This window comes from Kitasatospora sp. NPDC059408, from assembly GCF_042751525.1.
Taxonomy (GTDB): domain Bacteria; phylum Actinomycetota; class Actinomycetes; order Streptomycetales; family Streptomycetaceae; genus Kitasatospora.
This window is the reverse complement of record NZ_JBHYWI010000178.1, coordinates 1-2,700: the sequence shown is the minus strand read 5'-3', so window position 1 is coordinate 2,700 and position 2,700 is coordinate 1. Positions and strand designations below refer to the sequence as shown.

The window sequence follows — 2,700 nt, the reverse complement described above, 5'->3', positions numbered from 1 at the left end:
GCCGTCCGACCGGCGGCTCGGCGCGGATCTCGGCCGCCGCGAAGGACACGTGCTTGCCCCGCCCGCCGAGCACGACCCGCCTGCCCGTGAGCGTGGCGCGGGTCGTGGGCCGGCCCGACCACGCGTCCACCTCGAAGTCCGTCACGCCGAGGCACACCAGCACGAACTCCACCGCGTTGTGGCCGAGCTCCCGCCACAGGTCCGCGGCGCCGGCCGGGACGGCGAACGCGGAGAACCGCAACGTGACGGACGCGCCGCGCTCGTCGACGAGGACGGAGTCCAGCCCGTAGTCGCTCAGCGGGGGCGGCGGTGCGCCGAGGACCTCGCGGATCGTCCCGGGGTTCGCCAACTCCGCCGACCAGTCGTGGCCGTCACCCATAGAACACCTTCGCGGTCGTGGGCGGCAGCACGCTGCCGTACAGGCGTCGGTCGACCGGGCTCACGAACCACCGCTTCGCCGCGTACGGTTCGGCGCCGCCGGAGCAGTACGCGTTGAGGTGCGCCGCCTTGAGCGCGGCGTGCGCGGTGAAGTCCAGCGAGAACCCCGGCCCGCGCACCCCGACCGCCATCCGGCGCTCCCGGTCCCGCAGGTAGCGGCTCAGCTCGACGTCGACCACGGTGCCGCCGGGCAGGCCTCGCATCCGCAGGTCCTCCTCCACCGCCGTGAACTCGACCTGCGCCTCGAACCGGTCGCAGCCCGCGTCCGTCCACTCCTGCGGAGCGAGGTCGGGAAAGCACGGGAACTCGACCCGCAGGGTCACCCCGGCGCCGCGCGGATTCAGCTGCACCGACCGGAGCACCAGGCCCTCCAGGGGCGGCAGTCCGGTGTACAGCGCGATCAACTGCTCGGAGCCGAACAGCAGCTCCGGCCATGCGTCGGCCGACATGGGTCCGCCCCTCCGAATGCCTCGTTCACCGTCTTGACCCGGGATGATACTGCGCGTCCTACTCGGCCCAGTCCGAGCCCTTGATCACCTCGACGAAGTCACCGCGCTCGAAGCCCGGCACGAAGTGGGCCAGGACGTCCGCCTTCACGTTGCCGAAGGTCGTGCCGGGGCGGTTCCTGATGCCCTCGGTGAACGCGGCGAGGATGCGGTTCTTGAAGTCGCCCCCACGTACAGCAGCTCCGGGTCGAACACGGGCCGCGGCCTCCTGGCCGTCACCGCTGACGACCCTGGAGCTGAACTACGACCCCGTGAGACCCTCGACGAGGTCGCGATCGTCAGCGAGTGGGCCCGGGTTCGCAGCGGGTCGGGAAGGCACGTCCTTGCTCAGCGCAGTCACCCCCGACGGCACGCCGCCGCGCCGCCCGGCGCTCGTCGTCGTGAGTGGCCCGCCGGGCGCGGGCAAGACGACGCTGGCGCATGCCTTGGCCGATGCGCTCGGGTGGCCGCTGGTGTGCCGTGACGAGATCAAGGAGCGGATGGTCGCAGCCGGCGCCGATCCCGCCGACGACCTCGACCTGCGGACGTTCGAGACGTTCTTCCGCAGCATCGGCGAGCTCGTGCGGTCGGGGACGAACCTGGTGGCGGAGGCCGCCTTCCAGGACAAGCTGTGGCGGCCGGGTCTGGCGCCGCTCGTGCCGCTGGCCGACGTCCGGGTCGTGCGCTGCACCGTCGATCCCGAGATCGCTCACACCCGCATCGCCCGTCGGGCCGCCGAGGAGCCCTCACGGGCGGTCCATGCGGACTCCGAGCTGCTGCGCCGCATCGCCGAGGGGCAGCGGCCGATCGCGTCGTGGGTCCCGATCGCGCTCGATGTGCCCTGCCTGGTCGTCGACACCTCGCGCGGCTGGACGCCGCCGCCGGCCCGGATCGTCGAGTTCTCCACGCACGGGACATAGCGGCGCGGGCCCGCCTCGGGATCGCTCCCGGGACGGGCCCGCGCTCCTCTGCCGGTCGCCGGTCAGCACCAGCCTCCGCCGAGGTAGGAGAACGCCTTCCAGGCGGCCCTGGTCTTGGGCCCGGCGTCGCCGTCGATGCCGCCCGTGTCGTAGCCCAGGTAGACGAGGAAGCGCTGGAGGCCGCTGATGGTGTTCGGGCCGACCTGGCCGTCGACGGCCCCGGCGTTGTATCCGCGGGCGTTGAGGAAGCCCTGCCAGGCCCTCCAGCTGCCTCCGCCGAGCTGGCCGTCGATCGCGCCGGGGTTGAATCCCGCGTCGCGGACGTAGCACTGCACGCTCTGGGCCTCACTGGTGCTGAGGCCGAGGTTGTTGACGGCCTGGATGGTGATGGTCCGGGTGACGGTCTGCTGCGCGGGTGCGGCGGCGGCCGTCGCTGCACCGGCGAGGGTACCGACACCGATGGCGCCGGCGGTGATGATTCCCAGCAGTGCCTTCGCGGTCCGGTTCGATGCCATGCGTGTTTCCCCCACTTCAGGAATCGGAACGACGACGACGCTACCCTCGATCAGTTGTGAATCGACAGTGCCGATTGTGAAGATTTCGATACCCTCTCCGGAATGGGTCATTCTGCCATCTCCGCAGGTGAAGGTAGTGAAAACCCGGCACCCCTTTGGTGCACACGCGAACCTGTGGCCTCCTCCGCACCCCTGGCTCCATTCACCATATCCATCACCGTGAACCGGCATAACAGGGCGCCGACATCATCTCCTCGCGATCGGCGAACTGCTTTTTGGGCGCACTGTCAACGAATCGGCCTTTAACGTGATTTGACCTGTCTCTTATACACATCTCCGAGC

Annotated in this window: 4 protein-coding genes and 1 pseudogene; 1 reads left to right on the top strand and 4 read right to left on the bottom strand. The window is 70.4% G+C overall.

The features are described from left to right. The 3 genes and pseudogenes from ACFXDE_RS43780 to ACFXDE_RS43770 form a co-directional block, all read right to left on the bottom strand. Positions 1-379, bottom strand: a 379-nt coding sequence (locus tag ACFXDE_RS43780) for an Imm50 family immunity protein (protein WP_380499793.1), incomplete at its 3' end; no start/stop codon positions are given. Further along, a complete protein-coding gene (locus tag ACFXDE_RS43775; protein WP_380499791.1) occupies positions 372-887 on the bottom strand; it encodes an Imm50 family immunity protein in 516 nt (171 codons plus the stop codon). The genes ACFXDE_RS43775 and ACFXDE_RS43780, both read right to left, overlap by 8 nt. Positions 888-945: 58 nt before the next feature. Next, positions 946-1,107, bottom strand: a pseudogene (locus ACFXDE_RS43770) (diguanylate cyclase); the annotation flags it as partial. Between the two features lie 160 nt (positions 1,108-1,267). Between ACFXDE_RS43770 and ACFXDE_RS43765 the strand changes: the two are divergent. Next, a complete protein-coding gene (locus ACFXDE_RS43765; RefSeq protein WP_380499790.1) occupies positions 1,268-1,843 on the top strand; it encodes an AAA family ATPase in 576 nt (191 codons plus the stop codon). 62 nt (positions 1,844-1,905) lie between these two features. Here the strand turns inward: ACFXDE_RS43765 and ACFXDE_RS43760 are convergent, their stop codons facing one another. Further along, entirely contained in the window at positions 1,906-2,358 is a 453-nt protein-coding gene (locus tag ACFXDE_RS43760; RefSeq protein ID WP_380499789.1) for a peptidoglycan-binding protein, read from the bottom strand. Positions 2,359-2,700: the final 342 nt, after the last annotated feature.